Here is a 26,068-nt window from a genome sequence, read left to right as displayed (position 1 = left end):
GCTCGAACACCTCCGGGATCGAGCTGCCGGGAAGGATGTCGTGAAATTGCTGAAACAGCAGGTCGCGCCAGTCCGGCAGGTCCGTTTCGGCCCCCGCCAGCTGGCTTCGTTCGGTCTGAACTCCGTCTGCCTTGCCACCCTGCAGCAGCGCCTGGGCCAGCTCCGCCTCCCGCAGCAGGCGCTCCAGACTGCGGTTGTGGCGCTTCTGGTCTGGCCGGCTGGTGGGGCAGCCACGGTGCAGCTCCAGGTAGAGCTCGTCGCGCCACACCGGCAGCGTCGGCGCCAACGGCGCCAGATCCGCCAGGTACTGGCGCAGGCTGCCGTGGCGCTGGGGCGCCGCCTCGGGCTGGGCTTGCCAGAGGGCCAGCTGCTCGAGCATCTCGGCGGTGGGGCCGCCGCCGTGGTCACCCACCCCCGGCAGCCACAGGGCGGTCGCGTGGCCACTGGCCTGCTGCCACTCCAGCCGGTAGCGCTCCATCGCCTCCGGATCGCCATCGGTGCCGATCGGCGCCGTCATCAGCGCCAGGACCTCACCACTGCCGCGGCTGCGCCAGCGGAACAGTCGGTGGGGGAAGGGAGTGGAGGCATTCCAGGCGAGCTTGTGGGTGCAGAACCAGCGCACTCCGGTGGCGGCCGCCACCGCCGGCAGACCGGCCCCGAAGCCGAAGCTGTCCGGCAACCAGGCGAGGCTGTGCTCCCACTCGGGGAACGCGGCCTGGCTGTAGTGCTGCCCCTCCTGGAACTGGCGCAGCAGGGAGGCCGTGCTCACCAGCACGCAATCGGTCTCGACCCAGGGACCGTTGAGCGGCTCCCAGCGACCGGCCCGCATGGCGGCGCGGATGCGCTCGAACAGGGCCGGGCGGTGCCGCTCCAACCAGGCGTAGAGCGCCGGGGTGGAATGGCCGAAATGCAGCTGCGGGAAGCGCTGCATCAGATCCAGGGCCGAGGCGAAGGTGCGCTCGGCCGCCTGCCAGGTGTCCGCCACGGGCCACAGCCAGGCCAGGTCGAGGTGGGCATGGCCGAGCACATGAAACCCCGGCTGGCCTGGCTCCAGGGAGACTGGGGCGGCAAGCGGCAGCGTCCGCCCCTGGCGCAGCTTCACCAGAGCGGCGGCCGTCTCGGCAAGCAGCCCCTGGGGATCGGCCGGGTCGGTCGGTTCGAGTTCAAGGCGGCTGTGCATCAGGGCGCCGTCGTCGTGGAGGGGGCTGCGCAGCCGCAACTCCAGCTCCAGCGGCTCGCCCTGCCACCAGGAGCGCGGCAGAAGCCAGCGACAGGCGGTGTCGAACAGATCACCGCGGTGCCGGCATGTGCCGTTCACCCACAGCTCGGCGCGATCGGCCCACCAGCGCAGCACCAGACGGGCCTCCGCCGCCCCAGCCAGGTCAACCCAGGCGGAAGGACAGCTCAGGCGCAGCCGCAGCCGCCACCACTGCTGGCCCCGCGGCCAGACGATCAGGCCGCGGGCTGTCCAGTCGGGCCGGGCCTGCGGCGCCCACGGGTGGGCCAGGGCCGGAGCTTCCGAGCCATCGGGCCAGGGGCAGAGCCAGAGGGGCTGAAGCTCCAGGCGCGAACATGACTGAAACGTTTCAATCCGGGGGGATTCCTGTTGCTCAGGGCCCTCGGGCATTTTGGATGGCCGGCCAGGACCCATAGGATGATGCGGCTGCCGCAGGGCCTGCGAGGCACCTCCCGGAGCCTGTCACTCCCTGTCACCCGTTGTCTCCCTCGCCCCTGCCCCAGCAGGTCAGACCATGCTCGCCCTCAAGATCTCGGTTTACTCCGTCGTTTTCTTCTTCATCGGGATCTTCGTGTTCGGTTTCCTGGCGAGCGATCCCAGCCGTACCCCCAGCCGCAAGGACCTCGAGGATTGACCCGAGCCCTGGGGCCGCTCCTCCTGCCGTGACACCAACCGGCCGCCGCGAAGCCTGAGCGGCCAGTCTCCCGTGTCAGGATCTGCCCCGTTTCGCATCACCCCGTGGCGCCCACCCCCCGGCCAGTGCAATGGGCCCGTGGCGCCAGCGGTGCGGTGGTTCTGTGGCTGAGTGCCGGCCTACCCGCCGCCCTGGCCGCTGAACCAGCAGCGAGCCCGCCGCTGCCCGCCGAGCCTCTGGCACTTCCGGCCGCACCGGTTGGGCAGTCCTCCGAACCATCCACCACCGGCCTGCCTGGCGATCCCGAAGAGTCCTCTGCCGCTCGGGATCCTGCCGCCTCCCTGGCTCCCGCCGCCCAGGCAATCGGTGCGCCTCCCGACGCGGCCGCCCCCAGACCCGCTCGCATCGACGGCCCCGCCGGTGCCGAACAGGAGCCTCCCCTCGAGCTGCAGGTAAGCGCCAATGAACAGGGTTACGACTCCCGGCTGAACCGCTTCGTGGCGATCGGCAACGCCAGCGCCCTGATCGCCGGAGGACGGGTGCTCGCCGATCGGATCGAATACGACATCGACGGCCGCACTCTCTACGCGATCGGCAGCGTTCGCTTCCAGCGAGGACAGCAGTATCTGCAGGCCAGCCGGCTGCGATACAACCTGCTGGAGCTGGTCGGCGATCTGGAGGACGTCTACGGCGTTCTCGATCTCGACAGCACCCAGCAGGATCTCGACCTGGAAACGGCTCCGGCTGCACCCTTGCCACCGCCGGAGCCGGTGAGCTGCACGCCCCAGATGCCGCCGCTGCCGGACTGGCATCCCTACCCCTGGGCCGTGACCGCCTGGGGCGGCCAGATGGTGGATGCCAACTTCGGCGACACCTTTGTCTTTCAGGGCAACTGGCGGCCCGAGTACCTGATGGGCCTGGGGCTGCAGCGGCGCCTCCTGGATGGCGGCCCGCTGGCCCTCGAGCTGGACACCAACCTGATGGGCCACCGCGCCGCCCAGCAGCCCGGCGGCGGCTTCAACCAGGCCGTGCCCTTCGCCGATACGCCCTCCCAGAGCTTCGGCGAGATCACAGCCGGCATCGGCCTGCGCTTCTGGCTGCGGCCCTGGCTGAACCTCTACTTCGTGGAAGGGGTGAGCTTCAACACCAGCGTCAGCAACTACGAGAAGACCTTCCGCGAGAACTTCGCCCAGTTCCTCAACTACCTCGCCTTCGAGGCAGAGGCCCTCGTCCATCCCCAATGGTCGGTGGTGGGGCGGATCCATCACCGCTCCGGCGCCTACGGCACCTACAGCGGCGTCAAGGAGGGCAGCAACGCCTACCTGCTGGGCTTCCGCTATCGCTTCGGCCAGCGGGATCCCTCCCGCCAGTTCGCCCGGTTGGATGTGCCGATGCCGCCCTCCCTGGGCTGCCCGGGCAGCGCTCCACCCACTGGCGATCAATCGCCCAGCCTGGCCGAAAGCCTGGAAGACGTGGCCATGGGCCCCACCCAGGTCAAGGATGTGGGGACCAGCGAGCCCGAAGGCCCTCCCTCCACGCCTGTGCGCCGAAAGGCGCCGGCCAATGTCTGGCAGGAGGCACGGCAACGGGAGGCAGAGCGGCGCCAGGTGATCGCCGGGATCGATCAGCGCGTCAGCGAGGTGCAGTTCCAGCAGAGCTTCACGGCGCAGCGGCGCCGCTCCTTCGGCGACACCGACAGCGAGGGCACGACCCAGCTGAGCAACGACTTCGGCGCCGTCCGTCCTCCGCAGCTTCAGGATCTCAACGCACGCAGCAACCGCCAGCTGGTGACCGGCACGATCACGCGCTGGCGCTTCCAGGCCAAGCAGGTGCGCCTGGCCCCCGGCGAACTGCGGGCCGACCGGGCCTCCTTCACCAACGACCCCTACACGCCGGCCCAGAACTGGCTGGATTCCGAGCAGGTGGTGGCCACGCTGCAGCCGAACGGCGACACCCTGATCCGCGCGGGCCGCAACCGGCTGATCCTGGAAGACCGGCTGCCGATCCCGGTGACCCGCGAGACCCGGATCCAGAAGCAGGAGGAGGTGCAGAACCGCTGGGTACTCGGCAACGACGGCGAGGATCGCGACGGCTTCTTCATCGGCTACAAGATCCGGCCGCTGGAGATCGGCACGGACACCACCCTGACACTTCAGCCCCAGTTCCTGGTGCAGCGGGCGATCGAAGGCCGCACCGACAGCTATCCCCTGCCCGGTGAGCCAGCCGGCGCCTCCCCCCAGGAGCAGGGGATCACCGGCGCCGACATGTTCGGCCTCGAGGCCCAGCTCGAAAGCAAGCTGCTCGGCTTCGGGGTGAACGCCAACCTCGACATGTCCACCTTCAACCCGGAGAACATCCCCGACGGCACCCGCAGCTGGGGGGACCTGAGCCGCAAGCTTGACCTGCCGCTGGTGGGGAAAGGAACCCTGCGGCTGTTCGGCGCCTACCGCTACCGCGTCTGGAACGGCTCCCTCGGCGAGCAGGACATCTACAGCGCCTACGGCATCTCCCTGGAGGACAAGGGCAAGCTGCCCGCCTGGGGACAGTTGAGCGGCAACTACTTCTGGCGCTTCGGCGTGGGCCGCTACCAGGCCAATGCCTTCCAGAGCAGCAACCTGCTGGATCTCTGGCGCGGCAACGCCATCGTGGCCATCAACGCCAGCCTGCCCCTCTGGACCGGCAAGCCCCTGCCCCCGGGGCCGCTGGAGGGTCAGGCCAACCCCTACTCCGCCACGCCCGTGGTGCCGGGCGTGCGGCTGAACGCCAACCTGACGGGCACGGTGGCCTACTTCGGCGACGGCACCAACCAGAACACCCTGTCCCTCTCCGGCGGCCCCACGTTCACCCTGGGGCACTTCAGCAAGCCCTTCCTCGATTACACCGTGTTCTCGATCACCGGCGGCGGCACCCTGCGGGAGGGGGTGAGCCCCCTGAGCTTCGATCGGGCCGTGGACCTGGGCACCCTGGGCGTGGGCCTCACCCAGCAGCTGGTGGGTCCGCTGGTGCTCAGTGGCGGCATCGGCCTCAACGTGGACCCCAACTCTGAGTTCTACGGCGATGTCACCGGTTCCTACGTGGAACTGCGCTGGCAGCGGCGGGCCTATGAGATCGGCGTGTTCTACAGCCCCTACGAACAGCTGGGCGGCATCCGGGTGAAGCTGAACGACTTCAATTTCAAGGGCCCCGGCACCCCCTTCGTGCCCTTCCATCCAGCCCAGGCCATTCCGCGCAGACCCTTCTGAGCCCGTCCGCACTGCTCGAATCCCGTCTGCACCGCCCCCACGAACCCTGACCCATGGGCTTCGATCCACGCAGCTGGGCCCGCACACCATCTCCGGGCCGTCAGGTCACCTGCAATATCGACTCCCTGCTGGCTGAGAACGAGGCCCTGCGGCAGGAGGTGATGCAGCTGCGCCAGCAGCTCGCCCAGCTCCAGACCCGGGGATTCCGCTCCGGCGTGAAGCCATCCCGCCCGGAGGAGACCACCGGCCCATCACCCCGCATCACGGTGGAGCAGGTGCGGCGCTGGGGCGAGGCCATGGCAGACCATCCCCGCTGGAGCGCGCTGCGCGTCGGGACCTCTCTGCGCCAGGCCGACACCCTGGTGTTCAGCGGCCTGAGGGGCCTGATCGAGGAGCGTCGCCGCCACGGGCAGGCTCCCCGCGCCGATCTGGAGCAGGAGCTCAATCGCCGCTCGCCCGGGCTCGGCACCGAGCTGCGCCAGGCCCTGCGCGGGCCCCAGACCAAGGCCCGACTGGCGGTGAAGGCTACCTTCGCGCTTTACGGCGTGCGCGCGCCGGAGTGGCTCAACGAAGCCCCGATGCGGGTGGTGGACGACCTCCTGGATCGGATCACCAGGTTGGAGGCCGCCGCGCGCACAGAGCAGCAAGCGCAGCAGCACACGCAGAGGCAGCGGCAGGAGGACAAACAGGAACAGACGCGAAGGCAGAAACAGAACGCGCGGCAGCAGCAGCAAACGCAGACCAAGCAGAAGCAACAGCGGCACCAGGAAGAGCAGAGACAGACGCACAGGCCACCGGCGGAGAACCGGGTCGGCATGGATCGGCAGAGGGCTGAGGCCCTGGATCTGCTGGGGCTGAGGTGGGGTGCCAGCCGCGAAGCGGTGAAGCAGGCCCACCGCCGTCTCGTGAAGACCCATCACCCCGATCGGGGCGGCAACGCCGCGTCCTTCCAGCGGATTCATGCCGCCTATCAGCTGCTGATCGCCTGAACTGCTGATCGCCTGAACACCACCGGCCCACTGAGCATCAACGGCTCGGGATGCAGAGACGTCTCGCGGAACCAGGGGCGCTCAGGCCGCCGAGAAGGACGTGAGATAAGGGAGCCGGGCTGCGGTGGCCCGCAGCTGGTCATCGTGGGCGAGCAGCTGGGAGGTGGCATCCCACTGGCCGCTGAGCAGCATGCGGCGGGGTCCATCGGCCAGGGTGAGGGGCCAGGAAGCGCCTTCCGAGATCACCGCAGCGGAGTCGGCAGCTGCGTTCAGTCTGACCCTCAGGGTGTCGAGGTCCACCACGACGCTCGCGCCTGGATTGGCCTCGATCGCGGCCTGCAGGGCCAGGGCATCGGCGTGGCTGACGCTGAGGCAGGGAATCCCCAGGGCCAGACAGTTGCCGTAGAAGATTTCGGCGAAGCTCTCACCGATCACGGCCCGGATCCCCCAGCGCATCAGCGACTGGGGAGCATGCTCACGGCTGGAGCCACAACCGAAGTTGCGGTTCACCACCAGCACCGTGGCCCCCTGGTGCTCGGGGCGATCGAAGGGATGGGCACCCTTGAGCTCGACGCGGTCGTCCGCGAAGGCCTGCTCACCCAGACCCTCGAAGGTGACGCACTTGAGGAAGCGGGCCGGGATGATCCGGTCGGTGTCGATGTCGTCGCCGCGCACCGCCACGGCGGTGCCGACCACCGAGGCGATTGCTCCGAAGGGGAAGGGGGCACTGATGCTGGTCATGGCGGCAGGCGAAGCGAGCGAAAGCGGAACAGGACGGAACAAGGGTGCCCGCCAGAGGCCTGGGGACAGGGGAAGGCGGAACGGTGCGGCGCAGGGGCAGCGGCAGGGACAGGAGAACGGCCAGCGGCAGCAGGGGAGGCGGCTGGAGCGGGCCGGCGCGGCAGCACTCCGGCCGGATCACCTCAGCCCGCGGCCGCCGGAACCGGTGCCCGATCCGGCGCCTTGGTGCCGGCCGTGTCCAGCAGGGTGCGCACATCGCTCACCTGGCCGCTGATGGCGGCAGCGGCCACCATCGCCGGGCTCATCAGCAGGGTGCGCCCGGAGGCCGAGCCCTGGCGCCCCTTGAAGTTGCGGTTACTGGAGCTGGCGCTGATCTGGCGGCCCTCCAGCCGGTCGGGGTTCATGGCCAGGCACATCGAGCAGCCGGGCTCGCGCCACTCGAAGCCAGCCTCGCGGAACACCCGATCGAGGCCCTCGGCCTCGGCTGCGGCGGCCACCTGCTCGGAGCCGGGCACCACGAAGGCCTTGATGCCGGGGGCCACGTGGCGTCCCTTCGCCACCGCGGCGGCAGCCTGCAGATCACTGAGGCGACCGTTGGTGCAGCTGCCGATGAAGCACACATCCACCGGCAGGCCTGCGATCGGGGCGCCGGGGGTGAGGTCCATGTAGCGGTAGGCCTCCTGCGCCAGGGGGCGTTCGTCGGGTTCGGTCTGCTCCAGGGTGGGCACCGCTTCATCCACGCCGATGCCCTGGCCCGGCGTGATCCCCCAGGTGACCGTGGGGGCGATGCTGGTGGCATCGAAGCGCACCTCGTCGTCGAAGACGGCATCAGGGCCGCTGGCCAGGGAGCTCCACCAGGCCACGGCCCGATCCCAGGCTTCGCCGCTCGGGGCGCAGGGACGGCCCTGGAGGTAGGCGAAGGTGGTGGCGTCGGGGTTGACGTAGCCGCAGCGGGCGCCGCCCTCGATCGCCATGTTGCAGAGGGTCATGCGCTCCTCCATCGAGAGCGCCGCGATCGCCGGACCGGCGAATTCATAGGCGTAGCCCACGCCGCCCTTGACGCCGAGGCTGCGGATGATGTGGAGCACCAGATCCTTGGCGTACACACCGTTCTGCAGGGCTCCGTCCACCCAGATCCGGCGCACCTTGAGCTTGCCCATCGCCAGGCTCTGACTGGCCAGCACATCGCGCACCTGGCTGGTGCCGATCCCGAAGGCGATCGCCCCGAAGGCGCCGTGGGTGGAGGTGTGGGAGTCGCCGCAGGCGACGGTCATGCCGGGCTGGGTGAGACCCAGCTCCGGAGCGATCACGTGCACGATCCCCTGGCGGCCGCTGCCGAGGCCGTGCAGGGTGATGCCGTGCTCGGCGCAGTTGCGCTCGAGCGTGGCGAGCATCTCCTCGGCCAGCGGATCGGCGAAGGGCCGCGCCTGGGAGGTGGTGGGCACGATGTGATCCACCGTGGCGACGGTGCGCTCCGGATGGCGCACGCCCAGACCGAGATCCCGCAAGGCGGCGAAGGCCTGCGGGCTGGTCACCTCATGAATCAGATGCAGACCGATGAACAGCTGGGTGGAACCACCGGGCAGCTCGGCGACCTGGTGCAGGGTCCAGACCTTGTCGTAGAGGGTGCCGGCGCTCAAGGGTGTGCCTGTTTCCATCGAAAGTCCAGCCTAAGACGGGCGGGTGCGAGATCAACGGGCCGGCCCCAGGCGCCAGGAACGCCAGCCGAAGCGCACCACCAGCAACCGCAACAGGAACACCAGCCACCAGGTGCATCCCATCGCCGCGGTGATCGGCCAGGTGAGCGGCTCGAAGCGGCCGGCGAAGGACCAGAGCAGGATCAGCACCAGGCTGCCGAGGATCGCCAGCTCTTCGTAGGGCTCACCCTGGAAGCTGCGCGGTTCGCGGCCACTCACCACATCCATGATCACCCCGCCGCCAGAACAGGTGAGGGCCGCCGACAGGGGCAGCCACCACCAGTCGAGCTGGGCCAGCAATGCCACCCGGGTGCCGATCACGGCAAAGGTGGCCAGGCCGATGCTGTCGCACACCGTGAAGACCGCACCCCAGACCGGCGACGCCAGCCGGCTGGGGCTGATCAGGTTGGACAGAACGGTGCCCAGCAGCAGCACCATCAGCACGATCACGAGATAGACGGGCTCACGGAAGAGACCCAGCGGCAGGCGATCACCGCCGATCAGCAGATCCCGGATCACGCCACCGCCCACGGCCGGCAGGAGCGTGAGCACAAAGGTGCCCCAGAGGTCGTAGCGACGTTGCAGTGCCCGCAGAAAACCGGCGAGGGCAAAGGCAGCGGTGCCGATCAGATCGAAATGCCGGTAGCGGCGGACCTGGGCCAGCCGCTGGATGTGGCTGCGGCCCTCCGGCCCGAGCGGCACCTGGGCCTCACCCTGCAGCGTCAGCAGAATCAGCGCCACCAGCAGCAGCAACAGCAGCAGCAGGGCCCAGGGGGCCCATCCATGCCGCCAGCGGACCCAGCGCGGCGAAGGACTGTCCATCAACGCTCCAAGGGCTCGCAGAGCAGTTGCGGGCCAGTCTGTCGCGGTACGGTGCCGCCATTCAACTGGTCATCGGAGCCGCCTGCCGGTGCAGCCGCAGGACCCCATCACCACCGTGATCGCCCAGCGGGTGCGGCCCGGTCGGGAGAACGACTACGAGGCCTGGATCAGCGGGATCATCCGCGAGAGCAGCGCCTGGACTGGCCACATGGGAACCCACGTCATCCGGCCCCAGCCCGGGGTGCGGCCGGAGTACGTGGTGATCTTCCGCTTCGACACCGACGACCACTTCCGCGCCTGGATGACCTCCGAGGCGCGCCGGCGCTGGATCGAGCGGGCCGAGCCGCTGGTGGCGAGCGATCCCCAGGTCCGACACATCTCGGGGCTGGAGGCCTGGTTCTCGCTGCCGGGGGAGGTGCTGCCACCACCGTCGCGCCACAAGATGGCCCTGGTCACCTGGGTGGCCGTGTACACCTTGATCCGCCTGCTGAGCCAGGTGCTGGCCCCGCTGCTCCATCCCCTGCCGGCCTGGCTGGCCCTGCTGATCACCAGCGGCCTCACCGTGCTGCTGCTCACCTACGGCGTCATGCCCCGGCTCACGCGCCTGCTGAAGCGCTGGCTCTATCCCCGGGCAGCTCCAGCCGCAGCCGCAGACGATTCAGGGCCTCGCCGGCGGTGAGCGCCTGGATCCAGCCGCGGCCGCGGCTGGCGCCGAACCGCACCCCCTCGCTGCTGCTGCCATCCGGTCCGGCCACGGCGATGTGGACCAGGCCCACGGGCTTGTCGACGCTGCCGCCGCCCGGACCGGCGATGCCGCTCACGGCAATGGCCCAGGTGGCCCCGGTGATGCGGCGCACCCCCTCGGCCATGGCGATCGCCACCGGATCGCTCACCGCCCCATCACCCTCCAGCGTGGCGGCGGGCACCGTGAGCAGGTCCTGCTTGACGCGATTGGCGTAGGCGATCACCCCACCCAGGAAGGCCTCAGACGCCCCCGGCACCGCCGCCAGGGCCGCGCCGATCCCGCCGCCTGTACAGGATTCAGCCACGGCCAGGGTCTCGCCGCGGCTGCGGAGCAGAGCCAGCACCACCGAGGCGAGGCTGTCGCTGTCGGCGCCATAGCACAGGGTGCTGGTGCGTTGACGCAACTCCGCCTCCACCGGCGCCAGCAGGGCTTCGGCTTCGCTGGCCGTGGCAGCGCAGGCCGTGATCCGCAGCTTCACCTCACCGGTGCCGGCGTAGGGGGCCACCGTGGGGTTCTCCAGGGCCAGCAGGTCGTGCACCTGCTCGGCCAGCGTGGATTCACCGATCCCCCAGAAGCGCAGCAGCCGGCTGGCGAACACCCCGGCGGCCAGGCCCTCCTGCCGCAACCAGGGAACGGCGGTCTGCTGCCACATTGCGTGGAGCTCGCTTGGCACACCCGGGAAGGTGAGCAGCGTGAAACCCGGCTGTACGGGGAACGGCAGCCCGGCCGGATCGGGGGTCCAGATCATCCCCGGCGCAGTGCCGGTGGGATTGGGCAGCACAGCTGCCCCCTCGGGCAGCAGGGCCTGGCGTCGCAGGCTGTCCGACAGGGGCCGACCACGGGCGGCCACTTTGGCCTGGATGTCATCCCAGACCTCGGGATGCTCCATCAGCGGTGCTCCGAAGGCGGCGGCGATGGCGGCGGTGGTGAGGTCGTCGGGGGTGGGACCGAGACCTCCGGTGGTGATCAACAACCGGCAGCGACCCGCCGCCTCCTGCACGGCAGCGATCAGGCGCTCGCTGTTGTCACCCACCACCCCCTGGCGGAAGTGGGGGATTCCCAGGCCGGCCAGGGCTTCGGCCAGCCAGCGGGCATTGCCGTTGGTGATGTTGCCGAGCAGCAGCTCGGTCCCGACGCAGAGAACCTCAGCGCTGGCCATGGGAAGGACGTTCGGGGAGAGAGGAGGGCTCGCCCGGCTCCGCCCCATCCCACGGTTCCTCCTGCAGGCGGCGGCTGGCCACCACCACCCCGATCAGGATCGCGGTGGCCAGGGCCAGCCAGAGGAAGCGCAGTTCGGCATTGGCCAGCACCAGGGCCAGGGAAGCCAGCCACTGGGTGAACGCATAGATCAGCACCACGGTGCGGCGATGGCTGAAGCCGGCCCTGAGCAGGCGGTGGTGCAGATGGCGACGATCGGGATAGAAGGGCGAATGCCCCTCGCTGAGGCGTCCCATGATCACGGCCGACATGTCGGCCAGCGGCAGGGACAGGATCAGCAGAGGCAGCAGCAGGCTGACGCTGGTGAGGCCCTTGGCCGGGCCCACGATGCTGATCGCCGCCAGGGCGAAACCGAGGAAGTAGGAGCCGCCATCGCCCATGAAGATGCGGGCGGGGTTGAAGTTGTGGCGCAGAAAGCCCAGGCAGGCCCCCGCCAGGGCCGCAGCCAGCAGGCCCGCCGCCGGCTGATGCAGGCTGAAGCTGACCGAGAGCAGGCCCACGGCGGCGATGCCACTCACCCCGGCTGCCAGGCCGTCGAGGCCATCCAGCCAGTTGATCGCATTGGTGATCCCCACCAGCCAGATCACGGTGGCCAAAAGGCTCAGCGGTTCGGGCAGCACCAGCACCGGCGCCAGGGCATCGCCGAAGGAAAAGGGCAGCTCGATCGTGCCGATCCGCACCCCTTCACCCCAGACCACCGTGGCCACGGCCACCTGACCGACCAGACGCGGCAGGGGCGGCAGAGCGAAGAGATCGTCCGCCAGGCCGATCACGAAGAAGCAGAGCGAGCCGGCCAGGGTGGTCCAAATCGCCGTGTCCTTGCTGACGGGCAACTCGGCGAAGCCACCGAAGGCCCAGGTGAGCATGAGCCCGAGGCTGAAGCCAGCCACGATGCCGATGCCGCCGAGGCGCACCATCGGCGTGGTGTGCTGCTTGCGGGGATCAGGCTGATCGGTGAGCCCCCAGCGCAGACCCAGACGCCGCACAACGGGCACGATCAGAGCCGTGAGCACCGACGCGGCGAAGAAGGTGAGCAGGGCCGCCGCGTTGGGGCTGTAGGCGAGGGTCACAGCAACGGGGCCGGTGGGGGTGCCAGGAGCGGGCCTTCGCGGGCCACCTTATGGACTCAGAGCCTGCTCAGGCGTGCTGCAGCTGACGCTCGGAAGCGTAGAGGGGGAAGCGATCGCAGAGCGCGGCCACCCGGTCGCGGCAGCGCTGCTCGATGACGCCATCCTCCGGACTGAGCAGACGATCAGCGATCACATCAGCCACCTCCCGGAAGGCCTCCTGATCGAAGCCTCGGGTGGTGCAGGCGGCGGTGCCGAGCCGCAGGCCACTGGTCACGAAGGGGGACTGGGGGTCGAAGGGCACGGTGTTCTTGTTGGCTGTGATGTGCACGTCACTGACCAGCAGATCGGCCACCTTGCCGGTCATGCCGATGCTGCGCAGGTCCAGCAGGACCAGATGGTTGTCGGTGCCGCCGCTCACCACATCGATGCCACGTTCGAGGACGCGCTCCGCCAGGGCCTGGGCATTGGCGATCACCTGCTGGCTGTAGGTGGTGAACTCGGGCTGCAGCGCCTCACCGAAGGCCACCGCCTTGGCGGCGATCACATGCTCCAGCGGGCCGCCCTGGCTGCCGGGGAACACGGCCTTGTCGAACTGGCGGCCGAATTCGGCATCGCCCGTGAGGATCAGGCCGCCCCGCGGACCGCGCAGGGTCTTGTGGGTGGTGGTGGTGACCACATGGCAATGGGGCACCGGGCTGGGATGCACGCCGGCCGCCACCAGCCCGGCGATGTGGGCCATATCCGCCAGCAGCCAGGCACCCACCTCATCGGCGATGGCGCGGAAGGCGGCGAAGTCGATCGTGCGGGGGTAGGCGGAGTAGCCGCAGACGATCAGTTTCGGCCGGTGCTGCAGCGCCAGGGTGCGGATCGTGTCGTAGTTGAGCTGCTGGGTCTCGGGATCCACGCCGTAGTGCACCGCCTTGAACCATTTGCCACTCACATTCACCGGCGAGCCGTGGGTGAGGTGGCCGCCATGGCTCAGGTCCATACCCAGGATCGTGTCGCCGGGCTGGAGCAGGGCCAGGAAGACAGCGAAGTTGGCCTGGGCGCCGCTGTGGGGCTGCACGTTGGCCCAGGCGGCACCGAACAGTTGCTTGGCCCGCTCGATCGCCAGCTCCTCGATCGCGTCGACGTGCTCGCAGCCGCCGTAGTAGCGCTTATGGGGCAGCCCCTCGGCGTACTTGTTGGTGAGCACCGAGCCCTGGGCCTCCATCACAGCGCGGGAGGCGAAGTTCTCCGAAGCGATCAGCTCCAGATGGGTCTGCTGGCGCTGGAGCTCCTTGCCGATCAGGGCCGCCACGGCCGGATCCCCGGCGACCAGGGGCTGGTTGAGCGCTGCCGAGGTGTCCGCCATGGGCCGGATGCGGGGGTTGCTCATCGTAATGAAACGGAGGGGTTCGTCTGCCGTCACAAACCTGCAGCGGCAGTCCTGGCGCGACAGACCCTCACCAAGCCAGGCGCGGAGGCCGGCCAAAAAAAACCGCCCCTTTGGGACGGTGAAGAAGCGCGCCTGGAGAGATTCGAACTCCCGACCCTCTGATCCGTAGTCAGATGCTCTAATCCGCTGAGCTACAAGCGCGTGTACAGGCATTTTGACCGCACGGGGGGCCCCTCCGTCAACCAACCGGCCTCATCCAACCGTCTCCAACCAACCGCCTCCAGCAGCCGCCCCCAACCAGCGGCCCCGCCGCGGCGCCGGAGCGGAATGCAAGGGCGCCCCCCAGAATCGGGCCATCCCGTTCCGACCCGCCGCGGCGGAACCTCGCCCTCCCCCAGACCCATGCCGATCCGCTGGTACGGCCCCGCCGACCCGGGTGACCCCACCTACCGCCATTTCGAGCGGATCGTGAATCTCACCCTGCACGGCGCCGTGTTCGCGGCGGTGAACAGCGGCCTCTGGTTCCTGCAGGAGCTGCGCCATCCCTTCAGCCACCTCGACCTGGTGACCCTCACCTGGGGAGCCATGCTGCTGGTGCACGGCGGCGTGGTGATCGCCCTGCGCCCGCCCCGCCAGGATCCGGCCTGAGCGGACCCGGCTGCTGCTCCACCTGCTTCAGATCCCCCCACCGATTCCGGACACCGCCATGGGCATGGACGCCGCCACGATCCGACAGCTGACTGAGGCCCTGGCCGATCGGCTCTACCTGCAGGTGGCCGGCTGGCACCTCTATCTGGGCGATGCGGGCCTGGCCGAGACCCTGGCGATCGAATGCGTGGCCCGGCTGGAGCAGGGACCCGGCGTCTGTGCCCGTCAGGCCCTGGAGGCCGTGCAGGTACCGATCGGCGGCGGCAGCACCCGCCTGCCCCTGGCCCGCCTGATCCCCCCCGGCCAGCTGCGCGACCTGGAAGACGTGCTGCAGGAGTTTGGCTGATCCAGCCGAGGCCGATAGGGTTGCCGCTCCTGCGGACGGGACGTGCTGGTCATTGAGGTCACCAACGCCCGCGACGTGGTGCGGCAGCGCATCGGCCGCCTCGGAAGCCGCCTGATCGGCAAGGTGGTGGATGCCGAGGCCCAGGTGGAGAAGGTGCTGATCCAGGAACTGGAGAGCGCCTTCAAGGAATTCGGCATCGAGGCGCGCATCTTCTCGATCGACGGGCCCCAGATGGTGGGGCGCTCCCGCCTCGAGATCCCCCTGCACGTACGCGAGGAGCGGCAGGTGCGACTGCCGGATCCAGAATGAGGGCCAAGCGTTTTCGCAAGAGGCATTGTGCGGCAAGCGTGATCACACTGCTCGTGCGGTGATCAGCCCCAGGGAGCCTTGGGACGTCCGGACCAACACCCGGCCAACAGCCCTACAAACAGGCCGCCTCTCCCAGCTGAAACCGCCCTCATGCACCACCGAAGCCGGGGAACTGGAGACCCCCTCAGAAACCGCCAGGCTCACGGGCCGGCTTGTCCCAGTACACATTGATAACGTAGCCAGGGCGCTTGAAGGAGGGACCTGCACCCTCACGGTTGGTGCGTTCATAGGTCTTGCCCTGCTCAGCGGCAGGAAAGGCAAAGGCATAATGATTGAAATCGTTGATGTAGACATTGCCCTGCATCTGAGACCAGATACAGCGTCCTTTGAGCATTTCGCCGTTGTCGCGAACCATCTCGCAATACGCCACTGTCGAGTCGGCCAAGGCCGGGGTGGTGCTGACGACGACGGCCAGCGCGGCGAGTGCGGAGCGGATCATGCGGTATGTGGGCCAGGAGCTTCAGTCAGTGTCACACGATCCGACTGGCCTGCAGCATCAGACCGATCGCGATCGCAAGGGTCGATTGCAGCATCGGCACCAGGATGATCGTCATGCACTGCACCTGCCTGTGCTCGGGCACCGTGTGGAAGCGATAGCTGTCCAGTCCCAGAAGACCCATTCCACCCAGCGAGAGAAGAAGCACTGCGCGGAACAGCAGATCCGAAAGGCGGCAGCGCTCACGCTCGCAATGTGCGCAGGAGCGCCCAGGCCGAGAGGATCATCAACGCGGGCCAGATCAGCAGGAGATCGACCCTGATGTTCGCCTCCGGCGTTCTCAGTTGCACCAGCCATTCCCAGCCGGCATAAACCCCCCAGGCGATGGCCCCGATCCGCAGCGCGCCAGGATGGCGGGCAAGACCGGGCCAGCGGAACCGCAGGGCAAGATCAACCGCGATGAAGACCACGGCCACCAGCAGAATGGCCTGGGGCTTGCCAACGAACAGCGACACGAGCAGATCCATGGCGTCGGGATCTTGAAGGCCGTTGCCGGAGCCGCGGCGGCAGACGGACAGCAGAGGCCATGACAGACTAACAATTCAGTCCGTCAGAATGGCAACCGTGCCCGCGGCGCTCAACGCCTCCGGTCACAACATTGTGTCGCGCAACGCGCAGAAGCTCCGAATGAACCGCACAAACCATCGTGTCGTCTGCAGCGTCGCCGCCATAGCCGTTCTGCTTCCGCTTGCCTCCCATGCGATGGACCCGGCGTATGCGAAGAAGCTCGAACAATCAGGCTGCACCCAGGTCACGGAAATGCAAGGTTGCGACATCAACAAGACCAAGGCCGAAAACGCCAAAGCGGGCTTCGGAACGGCACCGGCTGCCACAGCATCGACCTACGCCGGTCGCTGGGTCGCCAAGAACAGCGGAACTGGACAGACTGTCGCCACCATCCAAATCGACAACAAGAATCAGGTGGTTATCAACGGCAAACCTGTGGCCAGCAAGCTCAGTGATGGGGCCCTGGTGTTCAAAACCGGCTTCATCACCTTCACGATTCAAGGCGATCCAAAGATCAGGAATGAGAGCCGTTGGTTTGATTCCGACGCCCAGACTTCCGGCCCGATTCGTCGCAAGTAATCCCTGACCAGAGTCAGGCGCGGAGCTGGCGTTTTTTTTCAGCGAACGCTTAACGGCCCCCGCCGGGCAGGCGTGCCAGCAATTGCCGCTGCATCTGGCGCGCCTCCGGCACCCCGGCGGCACTGGCAGCGAGTCCATAGATCGCAAGCCCCAGCCCGGCGCAGAGACTGGTCTGCAGCAGGCGTCCCAACAGGCCCGCCGGCCAGGCCACCCACACCGACAGGGCCCAGGCCACCAGTGCAGCAGCCAGGGCCGCCAGCAGCAGCAGCAGGGTGTCTCGCGCCCAGAGGCGCAGCGGCATCGCCCCCAGCCGTGCCTGCAGGGCCAGCAGCAGGCCGGCGCAGGTGATCAGATTCACCGCCACCGTGGCGAGCACCAGGCCCGGTGCCCCGAAGTTGAGGGCCGGCAGCTGCAGACCCCAGGGGCTGGGGCCACCCACCAGAAGCCAGTCGAACGCCACATTGAGGCCAATGCCGGCCATCGAGAAGCGGAACGGCGTGGTGCCGTCGCCCAGGGCATAAAACACCCGCACCAGCACATCGCGGGCCAGATAGGCCGGCATGCCCACGCCGTAGGCCATCAGGAGTCCACCCACCAGGGCGGCGGCGCTGGCATCGAAGGCGCCACGCTCGTAGATCAACGCCACGATCGGCCCGGCCAGGGCCACCATCAGCGCCCCCATCGGCAGCATGCTGGCGTTGGAGAGCATCAGACCCTGGCGGATGCGGGCGATCAGCTCAGGCCGATCAGCGGGAGCGGTGAGCCGGGCGAACACCGGCAGCAGCGGCACCAGCAGGGCGTTGGAGAGCAGGCCCAGGGGCGTCTGCACCAGCAGGTTGGCGTACCCCAGACCCGCTGCAGCCCCCACGATCCCGGAGGCGAAGAACAGATCGGTGAACACATTGATCTGCAGCATTCCCGAGGAGAGCGTCGCCGGCCCCATCACCTGGAGCACCTCGCGGACGCCCGGATCGCGCCAGTCCCACACCAGGCGGAAGTGGCCCAGGCCCTGGCGGGCCAGGGCAGGCAGCTGAATCAGCCACTGCAACACCGCCCCCAGCGTGGTGCTGCCCGCCAGCACGATGCCGCCGATCAGGGCCGTGGCCGGCAGGGTGATTGCCGCCCCCAGCTGCCACCAGAGCAGGCCGATGCCACCGATCACGGCCACGCTGGAGAGCAGCGGACTCACCGCCGGCAGCCAGAATTCATCGGCGGCGTTCAGGGCGCCGAAGCCAAGGCCGATCAGACCGGCGAACAGGGCCATCGGCGCCATCCAGCGCAGCTGCTGCACGGCGATGTCGTGGCGGGTGGCCTCCAGGCCCGGCCCGACGAGGTCGATCAAGGGATTGGCCGCGATCACCAGAATCAGGGTCACCCCCAGCAGTCCGACGCCCACCAGGGTGTTCATCGCCGCCAGCACGTGGGCGCCCTCCTGGCGGGGTCGACGCGCCAGCACGCTCACCATGGCGCTGTGAAAAGGCCCGTTGATGCCCCCCAGCAGGATCAGCAGGAAGCCGGGCAGCACATAGGCGTAGTTGTAGGCGTCGTAGGCGGCCCCCACGCCGAAGGCTGCGGCGATGACCTGCTGCCTCACCAGCCCGGCCACTTTGCTCAGGCCTGTGGCCACGGCCACGATCAGGGCGATGCGGCGCAGGGATTTCGCCATCCGGTTCGATCCAGGGCCAGAACTGCGGGGGATTCTCCACCGCTGTCCTGTGCCGCCCCCCCTGACCGCGCCGGCGACGGGGCCGGCACAGAATCCCGGTAGTGGCGGCGCAACCCTTGGCTTCGAAGCAATCGGTGTCGCAGGCCACGCCGCCTGGCCTGTCGCCCGCCTTGCCAACACGGGGCCTGGATCAACTGGTGCTGCCCTTCGAGGGCCTGCGGCAGGGGGTGCTGCTCAAGCGCTACAAGCGCTTCCTGGCGGACGTGCAGCTCGACGACGGCACCGTGGTCACGGCCCACTGCGCCAACACCGGCCCGATGACCGGCGTGCTGCATCCCGGTGGCCGGGTGCGGCTGCGCTACGCCCCCTCCCCCAGTCGCAAGCTCGCCTGGACCTGGGAGCAGGCCGAGGTGCCGGGGGCCGAGGGGACGCCGCTCTGGGTGGGCATCAACACGGCCCTGCCCAACCGCCTGGTGCGGGCCACGATCGAAGCGGGCCTGCTGGAGCCCTGGCTGGGGCCGATCGCATCGGTACGGGCCGAGGTTCCCTATGGCCAGGGGCGGCGCAGCCGCATCGACCTGCTGCTCACCCCGACCGAGGGCAGCGCCGATCCCCGCCCGATCTACCTGGAAGTGAAGAACACCACCTGGACCCGCGGCGATCTGGCCCTCTTCCCCGACACCGTGACCGAGCGGGGTCAGAAGCACCTCGAGGAACTGATCGGGGTGCTGCCCGAGGCGCGGGCCGTGCTGCTGCCCTGCCTGAGCCGCTCCGACGTGCGTCGCTTCGCGCCGGGTGATTCAGCCGATCCCCGCTACGGCGAGCTGTTCCGCCAGGCCCTGGCGGCGGGAGTGGAGGTGCTGCCCTGCATCTACGACGTGCAGGCCGATGGGGTGCGCTGGCGCGGCCTGGCTGCGGTACAGCCCCACAGCGACGACGGGGGGTGAGGCCCCGCTGCCGGCCCCACCAGCCGCGGCACCCCCCATAGAGTTGCCCAACCCGTGCCAGGCCGCTGTGGATACCCGCGCCTTCAAACGCTCGCTGCATCACTCGGAGCGTTACAACCGCCGCGGCTTCGGCCTCGGCGAGGAGGTGGCCGGCAGCCTGCAGACGGCTTACCAGAGCGATCTGATCGCCACCCTGCGCGAGAACGGCCACACCCTGCAACGCGGCCGCCTGACGGTGCGGCTGGCCGAAGCCTTCGGTTTCTGCTGGGGGGTGGAGCGGGCCGTGGCCATGGCCTACGAGACCCGGCGCCATTACCCAAGCGAACGGATCTGGATCACCAACGAGATCATCCACAACCCCTCGGTGAACGATCACCTGCGGCAGATGAACGTGCTGTTCATCCCGGTCGAGGGTGGCGTCAAGGACTTCTCCGACGTGGCCCGTGGCGACGTGGTGATCCTGCCCGCCTTCGGCGCCACCGTGCAGGAGATGCAGCTGCTCAACGAGCGCGGCTGCCACATCGTGGACACCACCTGTCCCTGGGTCTCGAAGGTGTGGAACACGGTGGAGAAGCACAAGAAGCACGCCTTCACCTCGATCATCCACGGCAAGGTGAAACACGAGGAGACCCTCGCCACCAGCTCCTTTGCGGGCACCTACCTGGTGGTGCTCGACCTGGCCGAGGCCCAGATGGTCTGCGATTACATCCTCGGCCGCGGCACCGCCGACCGCGACGCCTTCATGGCCCGCTTCGCCAAGGCCTGTTCCCCCGGCTTCGATCCCGACCGTGACCTGTTCCGGGTGGGCGTGGCCAACCAGACCACCATGCTCAAGAGCGAAACCGAGGAGATCGGCCGCCTGGTGGAGCGCACCATGCTGGAGCGCTTCGGTCCGGTGGAACTGAACGAGCATTTTCTGGCCTTCAACACCATCTGTGACGCCACCCAGGAACGGCAGGACGCGATGTTCTCCCTGGTGGATGAGCCCCTCGATCTGATGGTGGTGATCGGCGGCTACAACTCCTCCAACACCACCCACCTGCAGGAGATCGCGGTCAGCCGCGGCATCCGCTCCTTCCACATCGACACCCCCGAGCGGATCGGACCGGGCAACCGGATCGAGCACATGCCCCTCGGCGCCGAGCTGGCGGTGGAAGATCCCTTCCTCCCGGACGGGCCGATCCGGGTGGGCATCACCTCAGGCGCCTCCACGCCGGACCGGGTGGTGGAAGACGTGATCGAGCGGCTGATCGGCCTGACCTCCTGAATCACCCGATAGACCGCGCTCTCCCGCTGCCTCTGAAATCGGGGAACCACCGCAGAAGGGCCTCGATGGCAAGGATTCCTTTACATTGTTTGATGGCTTGGCCGGTGGGGCTGCCGCTTCGTCCGTTGCCTGTCCCGCTTTGACGACGACCGCCCTGAGCGATCTCCACTCCAACCCCATGAGCGACGCCGCTGCCGCCGAGGGTTTCGAGCCGATGGCCCCAGAGGTGAGCTTGCGGGATGGCGACGATGATCGGGTGTGGCGCTATGCCTCCACCTTCGCCGACCTGATGGAAATGCGGGCTCCTGCCGAGCAGGTGGGCCGCTACCTGGATCGCCACGAAGGCTGGTTCCGGCGCTGCGCCGCCCCGATGACCGTTCAGCCCCATGGCAGCAACGGCTATGTGCTCACCCTGGGGCGTTTCGGCAATTTCGGCTTTGAGGTGGAGCCCACGATCGGCCTGGAACTGCTCCCCCAGGCTGAAGGCGTCTACCGGATCGTGACCTTGCCACCGCAGGTGATGGCCGGAACAGGGCTGGAGGGCCTCTACGACGTCGACTTCAACGCCGCCCTGCGGCTTGATGAAACCACGCCAGAGAACGAGGAAGACGGTCCACTCACCCTGGTGCGCTGGGAGCTGGATCTGAGCGTCTGGATCCGGTTGCCCAAGGTGATCACCCTGCTGCCGGACTCACTGGTGCAGAGCAGCGGTGACCATCTGCTCCGCCAGATCGTGCGGCAGATCTCACGTCGCCTCACCTGGAAGGTGCAGGAGGATTTCCACGCCACCCACGGGCTCGCCTGTCCGCCGCGGCGCCGCGCCCAGTTCTGAGGCGGCACCTCACCGGCTCAGAATCGGGCTGGGCCTGCAGGATCTGGATCCGTCTCAGCGGCTGGTCCAGATCTTGTTGACGATCTGCATGCCGCTCAACGCCTGCCAGAGGAACAGGGTCATCACGCTCATGTTCAGACCCACGTGCACCTTGCGGGCGATCAGATTGCCCTGCTGCATCAGCGGCGAGAGCGCCGAAGCCAGGGCGATCAGGGAGGTCATGGCGATGCCCACCAGCAGGTGCGGCCCCACGAACAGCTTGCCGTTGTTGAGGTAGGTGACGGCCATGCCGCCGAAGGTGCCCAGCACCATCACCGCCAGCACGATGCTGCCGAGCTGGTAGTGGCGCCGGGCGAACTGCCCCTTGATCAGCTCCTTGCGATCTTCGGCCGCGGCGGTGCGGGTCTTCTTGGCCTTGATGCCGAGCAGCATGGCGTAGCCCGAGAGGGCCAGCAGCCCCCACATCATCAGGGGATGCAGGAAGTTGAGGCCGAAGGCCAGGGAGCTGGGAAGGGCGATGGGCATGGCGGGATTCGGCCGCTCAGGGGCGGCTCGGGGGATGGCAGCGAAGCTACAACTCACCGCCAACTCAGTGCAGGAAGTGGCGCCGGCCGGTGCAGACCATCGCCAGGCCGAGGTCATCGCAGGCGCTGATCGAGTCGCCATCGCGCACGCTGCCGCCCGGCTGGATCACGGCGCTGATGCCGTGGGCCGCGGCCAGCCGCACCGTGTCGTCGAAGGGGAAGAAGCCATCACTGGCGAGCACCGCACCCTGGGCCCGTTCGCCGGCCGCCTCCAGGGCCAGCCGCGCCGATCCCACCCGGTTCATCTGACCGGCACCGATGCCGAGGCTCTGGCCGCCACGGGCGACGCTGATGGCATTGGAGCGCACATGGCGCACCACCCGCCAGGCGAAGCGCAGGTCGTCAAGCTCCGCCTCCGTGGGCTGGCGGCGGCTCACCACCTGCCAGGCGTCTTCCTCCACGGGCTGATCATCGAACGCCTGGAGCAGCACGCCACCGAGCACGCTGCGCAACTGCTGGTGCGGCGCAGCGGCGATGGCGGCTGGGCTGAGCTCCAGCAAGCGCAGGTTGGCCTTGGCCGCCAGGGCGGCGCGGGCGTCGGCGTCGTAGGCCGGTGCCACCACGCACTCCAGGAACAGGCCGGTGAGATGGGCCGCTGCCGCGCCATCCACCGGGCCGTTCAGCGCCACGATGCCGCCGAAGGCCGACACCCGATCCGCATCCAGGGCGCGCAGCAGGGCCTCGGCGCTGCTGTTGCCGGTGGCGACGCCGCAGGGATTGGTGTGCTTCACCACCACCGCCGCCGGCTGCTGGCGCTGCTCGCCGTAGCCGAACTCCCGCACGGTGGCCAGAGCGGCCTCCAGGTCGATGAGGTTGTTGTAACTGAGTTCCTTGCCCTGCAGCTGGCTTGCCGCGCCCCAGCCGGCGGCAGGCGCGCTGTACCAGGTGGCACGTTGGTGAGGATTCTCGCCGTAACGGAGGCTCTGGCGCGCTGGCAGGTCCAGTCGCAGGGGCGCGGCCACCGCAGACTCGCTCGTGCCGGAGGTCGCTGCCGCAGGCTGCTCAGCCGCCAGACGCTCCGCCAGCCAGGTGCTGATGGCGGCGTCGTAGGCAGCGGTGTGGCGGTAGGCCGCCAGGGCCAGCTGGCGGCGAAGGGCCCGGTCCACCCGGCCGGCGGCCAGGGCTTCCAGGAAGCTGGGGTACTGGTCCGGATCGGTCAGCACCGCCACGTCGTCGTGGTTCTTGGCAGCGGCGCGCACCATCGCCGGCCCCCCGATGTCGATGTTCTCGATCGCCGTCTCAAAGGCCACGGCCGGATCGGCCACGGTTTCGCGGAAGGGATAGAGGTTCACCACCACCACATCGATGGCCTCGATGTCCTGGGCGGCCAGGTCGGCAAGATGCGAGGCCTCGGAGCGGCGGGCCAGGATGCCGCCATGGATGCGGGGATGCAGTGTCTTGACCCGGCCGCCGAGGATCTCGGGAGCTCCGGTGTGCTCAGCCACCTTGGTGACGCTCAGGCCAGCGGCGGCCAGGGCCGCGGCGGTGCCGCCGCTGGAGATCAGCCGGTAGCCGGCCAGCAGCAGGCCCTGAGCCAGGGGCACCAGATCCCGCTTGTCGGACACACTCAGGAGGGCCGTGGGCGCCATGGCGGCAGATGAGGGGGCGTAAGGCCCAACCTACGCAGCAGACCCTGGGCTGCTCCACCGGTGCCACGGCCCCGCTATCGCTTGGTCCAGTCCTGCGGCCCCTGCATGGTGCAGACAGCCATGCAGGGCCTCTCCGCATGATTGGAACGCTCCTGCCGTCGACGCCATGACCAGCCCCTTCTCCCCGGACCCTGAGCAGATCCGCCTCGGCCCGGACCAGGCGGCCACGCGGCTGGTGCTGCTGCATGGCTGGGGGGCCGATGCCGACGACCTGCTCGATCTGGGCGCGTTGCTGGTGGGCCCGGAGGTGAGCGTGGTGGCACTGCGGGCGCCCGATCCCCATCCCGCCGGCCAGGGGCGGCAGTGGTACGACCTGCAGCAGCCGGAATGGCCGCAGTTGCCCCAGGCCCGCCGGGATCTGCGCCAGCGGCTCGAGCAACTGGCGACCAGTGTTCCCCTGGCGAACACGGCGCTGCTGGGCTTCTCCCAGGGAGCCGCCATGGCGATCGATGTGGGCACCAGCGCTGACAGCGAGGGGCTGCCACTGGCGGCGCTGGTGAGCTGCAGCGGCTACCCCCATCCCGGCTGGCAGCCAGGCCCTCTGCACATGGCTGTGCTGCTCACCCATGGCGAACAGGACCCGGTGGTGCCCTTCGCGGCCAGCCTCAAGCTGGAGCGCCAGCTCACCGGCGTTGCACAGGCACAACATCCGGTGCAACGCCTGGCTTTCGCCGGCGGCCACACGATCGATGAAGACCTGCTGCCGCGGATCCGAGCCTTTCTGGCCCAGCACCTGCAAGCCTCGACAGCTGGCTGATGAGGCATGCCTGATCTTGGGTGACCTTCAGCCCCCCCTGAGATTCAGAACGCGATGCAGGACGTGATGAGCGCCAGGGATCGTGATGCAGGAGCCAGCGAGTCCAGCGACCCGTGACGGTGCCGTGGCCGCTGGCTCCGTTCCGCTGCCGCCCTCAAACGAAGGCGTACTCGTATTCCTCCATTTCCTCCCAGTCGTCCGAGGCCATGGCTTCCAGACCTTCGAACAGCACCTCCTCGCCGATCTGATCGACAATCAGACGCAGGGAAGGGAAGAGGAAGTGGTTCTCTTCGGCGTACTGAGCGCTGAACAGGCCCTTCTCACCCCAGAAGAAGCGGTCCGTGGTGTGCTCGTTGCGACGCACGTTGAGGATGGCCGGAGCTTCCAGTCCCACTTCGGCGATGTAGCGACGCGCCGCGGTGACCGGCTTGTGGGAGCCGGTTTCGAGGTTGTGGGTGGAGACATGGGCCAGAACACGCTGGCCGGCGAGGCGGCGACGGCTGATCCGCTTGCGCTTTTTCGACATGACACGGCTCCCGCGGGCGGGAGGCTGAGAGAGGAGGGAAGGAGGGACGACAGATTCAGCCGGCAAGCCGAGCTGAACCGTGTCATCCGCGGCTCCAGCAAAGAAGCCACGGAAGACGCCCAAACGTCTGTCGTCCGGAACGGATCACCGCAGACGTTTTCGGGAAAACGCCTGCGGTGGCCGCGTCATCAACAACGCCTGAACCCGCGGCGGCGGAGCTCAGACCAGGAGAGGGAGGCGAACCTGGCTCTGCTGTAGCCTCATTTGCGGAGAAGCGCAACATGTTGGCCGTGACGACTGCGACTTACCGTCCGCTCGCGGACTGGGAAGTATTGGTCGATACCAGGATCTTAAGACTTTTTCTGGGATTTTCAACGCCCTCCCCGGACTTCTTCCGCGAACCCCCTCGCCGTCTCTGCTGATGCAGGTCTCCGAGCGGTTTCTGGCCCTGCTGACCAGCCAGCTGGCCCAGTTCGCCGACCGCGAAGACCTGAAGTCTGTGGTGGTGTATCTGGCCCTGCCTGGGGCAGACGGACGCCTCAGCCTGATGCCGGTGGGCCAATGGCCCCGTGATGGCCGAGCACTGCCGGCGGTGGCCTCGGATCGCACCCTGCAGATGCCCGCCGAAGGCCGCCGCTGGTTGCCCCTGCGCCACGACCGGGCCCTGCTGGGGGCCCTGCAGGTGGAGAGTCGCAGCCTCAGCTGGCCGATGCCGCTGGTGGAGCGGCTCGAGGCGGTGGCCCACTGCCTCACCGAGGCCCTGCGGATCGATCTGGAACGGCAACATCTCCTGCAGCGCCAGCAGCGCCAGGACGAACAGCTGCGGCTGCTGATCCATCAGCTGCGCAATCCCCTCGCCGCCCTGCGCACCTTCGCGCAGCTGCTGCGGCGCCGGCTTGAGCAGGACAGCAGCAGCCGTCCCCTGGTGGACGGACTGCTGGCGGAGGAACGCCAGCTGAACCGCTATGTGGAAGCCATCAGTGCCCTGGCGCCGCCGGAGGCCCTGACGGGCAGCAGCGGCACCACGCCCCTGCTGCTGCCGCCGGTGCTCGCCGGACCGGAAGGCCAGCCGCTGGAGGAGGTCCTGGAGCCGCTTCTGCAGCGGGCCGCCGCCACTGCGGC

26 protein-coding genes, 1 tRNA gene and 1 pseudogene are annotated in these 26,068 nt (G+C 68.6%); 13 read left to right on the top strand and 15 right to left on the bottom strand.

Features of this window, described 5'->3' with window-relative positions; all coding sequences use genetic code 11:
* Positions 1–1,627 (bottom strand): annotated as a pseudogene (locus VB716_RS09830) (alpha-mannosidase); the annotation flags it as partial.
* 124 nt (positions 1,628–1,751) lie between these two features.
* On the opposite strand from VB716_RS09830, the gene VB716_RS09825 reads away from it, so the two are divergent.
* The 3 genes from VB716_RS09825 (at position 1,752) to VB716_RS09815 (ending at position 6,102) form a co-directional block, all read left to right on the top strand.
* Complete coding sequence (locus VB716_RS09825) at positions 1,752–1,871, top strand: photosystem II reaction center protein I (protein ID WP_006172424.1); 120 nt, start codon at positions 1,752–1,754, stop codon at positions 1,869–1,871.
* 104 nt (positions 1,872–1,975) lie between these two features.
* Positions 1,976–5,113: a DUF3769 domain-containing protein gene (locus VB716_RS09820; RefSeq protein ID WP_323270341.1), complete on the top strand. Its 3,138-nt coding sequence runs from the start codon at positions 1,976–1,978 to the stop codon at positions 5,111–5,113.
* Between the two features lie 53 nt (positions 5,114–5,166).
* Positions 5,167–6,102, top strand: coding sequence for a J domain-containing protein (locus VB716_RS09815; protein ID WP_323270340.1), 936 nt, complete (start codon positions 5,167–5,169; stop codon positions 6,100–6,102).
* An 81-nt stretch (positions 6,103–6,183) separates the two neighbouring features.
* Here the strand turns inward: VB716_RS09815 and VB716_RS09810 are convergent, their stop codons facing one another.
* The 3 genes from VB716_RS09810 to VB716_RS09800 all read right to left on the bottom strand — a co-directional run bounded on the left by VB716_RS09810 (position 6,184) and on the right by VB716_RS09800 (position 9,362).
* Positions 6,184–6,843 (bottom strand): 3-isopropylmalate dehydratase small subunit, encoded by a 660-nt coding sequence (locus VB716_RS09810; RefSeq protein ID WP_323270339.1) that lies wholly within the window; start codon positions 6,841–6,843, stop codon positions 6,184–6,186.
* Positions 6,844–7,025: 182 nt separating this feature from the next.
* Complete coding sequence (leuC, locus tag VB716_RS09805; protein ID WP_197157334.1) at positions 7,026–8,483, bottom strand: 3-isopropylmalate dehydratase large subunit; 1,458 nt, start codon at positions 8,481–8,483, stop codon at positions 7,026–7,028.
* Between the two features lie 51 nt (positions 8,484–8,534).
* Positions 8,535–9,362 carry a trimeric intracellular cation channel family protein gene (locus VB716_RS09800; RefSeq protein WP_197157336.1) on the bottom strand — a complete coding sequence of 276 codons (828 nt, stop codon included), beginning with the start codon at positions 9,360–9,362 and terminating at the stop codon, positions 8,535–8,537.
* 88 nt (positions 9,363–9,450) lie between these two features.
* On the opposite strand from VB716_RS09800, the gene VB716_RS09795 reads away from it, so the two are divergent.
* Complete coding sequence (locus VB716_RS09795) at positions 9,451–10,041, top strand: antibiotic biosynthesis monooxygenase (RefSeq protein ID WP_197157338.1); 591 nt, start codon at positions 9,451–9,453, stop codon at positions 10,039–10,041.
* Here VB716_RS09795 and VB716_RS09790 read toward each other — a convergent pair.
* The 4 genes from VB716_RS09790 to VB716_RS09775 form a co-directional block, all read right to left on the bottom strand.
* Positions 9,959–11,266: a competence/damage-inducible protein A gene (locus tag VB716_RS09790; protein WP_197171638.1), complete on the bottom strand. Its 1,308-nt coding sequence runs from the start codon at positions 11,264–11,266 to the stop codon at positions 9,959–9,961. The genes VB716_RS09795 and VB716_RS09790 overlap by 83 nt on opposite strands.
* Complete coding sequence (locus tag VB716_RS09785) at positions 11,253–12,395, bottom strand: MraY family glycosyltransferase (RefSeq protein ID WP_197157342.1); 1,143 nt, start codon at positions 12,393–12,395, stop codon at positions 11,253–11,255. The genes VB716_RS09790 and VB716_RS09785 overlap by 14 nt, the downstream gene beginning before the upstream one ends.
* Before the next feature lie 67 nt (positions 12,396–12,462).
* Entirely contained in the window at positions 12,463–13,749 is a 1,287-nt protein-coding gene (glyA, locus tag VB716_RS09780) for a serine hydroxymethyltransferase (RefSeq protein WP_323270342.1), read from the bottom strand.
* 151 nt (positions 13,750–13,900) lie between these two features.
* Positions 13,901–13,974: transfer RNA gene (locus VB716_RS09775), tRNA-Arg, on the bottom strand.
* 201 nt (positions 13,975–14,175) lie between these two features.
* On the opposite strand from VB716_RS09775, the gene VB716_RS09770 reads away from it, so the two are divergent.
* From VB716_RS09770 to VB716_RS09760, 3 genes are read left to right on the top strand one after another with little or no spacing between them, the layout of a single operon-like run.
* Positions 14,176–14,421: a hypothetical protein gene (locus VB716_RS09770; RefSeq protein ID WP_197157344.1), complete on the top strand. Its 246-nt coding sequence runs from the start codon at positions 14,176–14,178 to the stop codon at positions 14,419–14,421.
* Between the two features lie 58 nt (positions 14,422–14,479).
* The gene (locus tag VB716_RS09765) at positions 14,480–14,767 is read left to right on the top strand and encodes a DUF3181 family protein (protein WP_197157346.1); all 288 of its coding nucleotides are present in this window, start codon (positions 14,480–14,482) and stop codon (positions 14,765–14,767) included.
* A 42-nt stretch (positions 14,768–14,809) separates the two neighbouring features.
* Complete coding sequence (locus VB716_RS09760) at positions 14,810–15,076, top strand: cytochrome-c oxidase (protein WP_197157348.1); 267 nt, start codon at positions 14,810–14,812, stop codon at positions 15,074–15,076.
* 184 nt (positions 15,077–15,260) lie between these two features.
* On the opposite strand, the gene VB716_RS09755 is transcribed toward VB716_RS09760, so the two are convergent.
* Genes VB716_RS09755 through VB716_RS09745 form a run of 3 tightly spaced genes read right to left on the bottom strand, consistent with a single transcriptional unit; the run spans position 15,261 to position 16,099 of the window.
* Positions 15,261–15,575, bottom strand: a complete 315-nt coding sequence (locus VB716_RS09755) for a hypothetical protein (protein ID WP_197171637.1) — start codon at positions 15,573–15,575, stop codon at positions 15,261–15,263.
* Positions 15,576–15,606: 31 nt separating this feature from the next.
* A complete protein-coding gene (locus tag VB716_RS09750; RefSeq protein WP_323270338.1) occupies positions 15,607–15,780 on the bottom strand; it encodes a hypothetical protein in 174 nt (57 codons plus the stop codon).
* A 34-nt stretch (positions 15,781–15,814) separates the two neighbouring features.
* The gene (locus tag VB716_RS09745; RefSeq protein ID WP_322757757.1) at positions 15,815–16,099 is read right to left on the bottom strand and encodes a hypothetical protein; all 285 of its coding nucleotides are present in this window, start codon (positions 16,097–16,099) and stop codon (positions 15,815–15,817) included.
* An 88-nt stretch (positions 16,100–16,187) separates the two neighbouring features.
* Between VB716_RS09745 and VB716_RS09740 the strand changes: the two genes are divergently transcribed.
* Positions 16,188–16,718 (top strand): hypothetical protein, encoded by a 531-nt coding sequence (locus tag VB716_RS09740; RefSeq protein ID WP_323270337.1) that lies wholly within the window; start codon positions 16,188–16,190, stop codon positions 16,716–16,718.
* 49 nt (positions 16,719–16,767) lie between these two features.
* Here VB716_RS09740 and murJ read toward each other — a convergent pair whose 3' ends face one another.
* The gene (murJ, locus tag VB716_RS09735; protein WP_323270336.1) at positions 16,768–18,384 is read right to left on the bottom strand and encodes a murein biosynthesis integral membrane protein MurJ; all 1,617 of its coding nucleotides are present in this window, start codon (positions 18,382–18,384) and stop codon (positions 16,768–16,770) included.
* Positions 18,385–18,554: 170 nt separating this feature from the next.
* Between murJ and sfsA the strand changes: the two genes are divergently transcribed.
* The 3 genes from sfsA to VB716_RS09720 all read left to right on the top strand — a co-directional run bounded on the left by sfsA (position 18,555) and on the right by VB716_RS09720 (position 21,430).
* Positions 18,555–19,331 (top strand): DNA/RNA nuclease SfsA, encoded by a 777-nt coding sequence (gene sfsA, locus VB716_RS09730; RefSeq protein WP_322758890.1) that lies wholly within the window; start codon positions 18,555–18,557, stop codon positions 19,329–19,331.
* Positions 19,332–19,398: 67 nt separating this feature from the next.
* The gene (locus VB716_RS09725; RefSeq protein WP_197158936.1) at positions 19,399–20,598 is read left to right on the top strand and encodes a 4-hydroxy-3-methylbut-2-enyl diphosphate reductase; all 1,200 of its coding nucleotides are present in this window, start codon (positions 19,399–19,401) and stop codon (positions 20,596–20,598) included.
* A gap of 178 nt (positions 20,599–20,776) precedes the next feature.
* Positions 20,777–21,430: a DUF1997 domain-containing protein gene (locus VB716_RS09720; protein WP_323270335.1), complete on the top strand. Its 654-nt coding sequence runs from the start codon at positions 20,777–20,779 to the stop codon at positions 21,428–21,430.
* 54 nt (positions 21,431–21,484) lie between these two features.
* On the opposite strand, the gene VB716_RS09715 is transcribed toward VB716_RS09720, so the two are convergent.
* Entirely contained in the window at positions 21,485–21,955 is a 471-nt protein-coding gene (locus VB716_RS09715) for a DUF4079 domain-containing protein (RefSeq protein ID WP_323270334.1), read from the bottom strand.
* A gap of 64 nt (positions 21,956–22,019) precedes the next feature.
* Positions 22,020–23,603: a bifunctional phosphoribosylaminoimidazolecarboxamide formyltransferase/IMP cyclohydrolase gene (gene purH / locus VB716_RS09710; RefSeq protein WP_323270333.1), complete on the bottom strand. Its 1,584-nt coding sequence runs from the start codon at positions 23,601–23,603 to the stop codon at positions 22,020–22,022.
* A 166-nt stretch (positions 23,604–23,769) separates the two neighbouring features.
* Between purH and VB716_RS09705 the strand changes: the two genes are divergently transcribed.
* Entirely contained in the window at positions 23,770–24,420 is a 651-nt protein-coding gene (locus tag VB716_RS09705; protein WP_323270332.1) for an esterase, read from the top strand.
* Between the two features lie 154 nt (positions 24,421–24,574).
* Here VB716_RS09705 and VB716_RS09700 read toward each other — a convergent pair whose 3' ends face one another.
* On the bottom strand, positions 24,575–24,946 hold the full coding sequence (locus VB716_RS09700) for a DUF3155 domain-containing protein (RefSeq protein WP_197157360.1): 372 nt from the start codon (positions 24,944–24,946) through the stop codon (positions 24,575–24,577).
* A gap of 421 nt (positions 24,947–25,367) precedes the next feature.
* Between VB716_RS09700 and VB716_RS09695 the strand changes: the two genes are divergently transcribed.
* Positions 25,368–26,068 (top strand): histidine kinase dimerization/phospho-acceptor domain-containing protein (locus tag VB716_RS09695; protein WP_323270331.1); only part of this gene is annotated, 701 nt, incomplete at its 3' end.

The sequence above is a fragment of the Synechococcus sp. CCY9201 genome (assembly GCF_034931105.1).
Lineage (GTDB): Bacteria > Cyanobacteriota > Cyanobacteriia > PCC-6307 > Cyanobiaceae > CBW1002.
This window is presented reverse-complemented; position numbering and strand designations above follow the sequence as displayed.

Coding starts and splice junctions, on each gene's coding strand:
- VB716_RS09825 (WP_006172424.1), top strand. CDS start 1,752: ATGCTCGCCCTCAAGATCTCGGTTTACTCCGTCGTTTTCTTCTTCATC.
- VB716_RS09815 (WP_323270340.1), top strand. CDS start 5,167: ATGGGCTTCGATCCACGCAGCTGGGCCCGCACACCATCTCCGGGCCGT.
- VB716_RS09810 (WP_323270339.1), bottom strand. CDS start 6,843: ATGACCAGCATCAGTGCCCCCTTCCCCTTCGGAGCAATCGCCTCGGTG.
- VB716_RS09800 (WP_197157336.1), bottom strand. CDS start 9,362: ATGGACAGTCCTTCGCCGCGCTGGGTCCGCTGGCGGCATGGATGGGCC.
- VB716_RS09790 (WP_197171638.1), bottom strand. CDS start 11,266: ATGGCCAGCGCTGAGGTTCTCTGCGTCGGGACCGAGCTGCTGCTCGGC.
- glyA (WP_323270342.1), bottom strand. CDS start 13,749: ATGGCGGACACCTCGGCAGCGCTCAACCAGCCCCTGGTCGCCGGGGAT.
- VB716_RS09770 (WP_197157344.1), top strand. CDS start 14,176: ATGCCGATCCGCTGGTACGGCCCCGCCGACCCGGGTGACCCCACCTAC.
- VB716_RS09765 (WP_197157346.1), top strand. CDS start 14,480: ATGGGCATGGACGCCGCCACGATCCGACAGCTGACTGAGGCCCTGGCC.
- VB716_RS09755 (WP_197171637.1), bottom strand. CDS start 15,575: ATGATCCGCTCCGCACTCGCCGCGCTGGCCGTCGTCGTCAGCACCACC.
- VB716_RS09745 (WP_322757757.1), bottom strand. CDS start 16,099: ATGGATCTGCTCGTGTCGCTGTTCGTTGGCAAGCCCCAGGCCATTCTG.
- VB716_RS09740 (WP_323270337.1), top strand. CDS start 16,188: ATGGCAACCGTGCCCGCGGCGCTCAACGCCTCCGGTCACAACATTGTG.
- murJ (WP_323270336.1), bottom strand. CDS start 18,384: ATGGCGAAATCCCTGCGCCGCATCGCCCTGATCGTGGCCGTGGCCACA.
- VB716_RS09720 (WP_323270335.1), top strand. CDS start 20,777: ATGAGCGACGCCGCTGCCGCCGAGGGTTTCGAGCCGATGGCCCCAGAG.
- VB716_RS09715 (WP_323270334.1), bottom strand. CDS start 21,955: ATGCCCATCGCCCTTCCCAGCTCCCTGGCCTTCGGCCTCAACTTCCTG.
- purH (WP_323270333.1), bottom strand. CDS start 23,603: ATGGCGCCCACGGCCCTCCTGAGTGTGTCCGACAAGCGGGATCTGGTG.
- VB716_RS09705 (WP_323270332.1), top strand. CDS start 23,770: ATGACCAGCCCCTTCTCCCCGGACCCTGAGCAGATCCGCCTCGGCCCG.
- VB716_RS09700 (WP_197157360.1), bottom strand. CDS start 24,946: ATGTCGAAAAAGCGCAAGCGGATCAGCCGTCGCCGCCTCGCCGGCCAG.